The organism is Bacillus cereus group sp. BfR-BA-01355 (assembly GCF_022663675.1).
GTDB classification, from domain to species: Bacteria; Bacillota; Bacilli; order Bacillales; family Bacillaceae_G; genus Bacillus_A; species Bacillus_A thuringiensis_S.
This window is the reverse complement of the sequence record NZ_JAKUFY010000476.1, coordinates 1-223: the sequence shown is the minus strand read 5'-3', so window position 1 is coordinate 223 and position 223 is coordinate 1. Positions and strand designations below refer to the sequence as shown.

Sequence of the window (223 nt, the reverse complement as noted above, 5' to 3'; positions counted from 1 at the left end):
GACGTGCAGCAGCGGCAGCAAAAGCAAAAGCGGCGGCGTTAGCGAAGCAGAAAAGAGAAGGAACAGAAGAAGTAACGGAAGAAGAAAAAGCGAAAGCAAAGGCAAAGGCAGAGGCAACAGCCAAGGCAAAAGCGGCAGCATTAGCGAAGCAGAAAGCTTCGCAAGGTGATGGGGATTCGGGAGATGAAAAGGCAAAGGCAATTGCAGCAGCAAAAGCGAAAGC

1 pseudogene is annotated in these 223 nt (G+C 51.1%); it reads left to right on the top strand.

Annotation, left to right across the window (positions count from 1 at the left end):
• Positions 1 to 223: pseudogene (locus tag MR167_RS32545) on the top strand (NADH-quinone oxidoreductase subunit C); the annotation flags it as partial.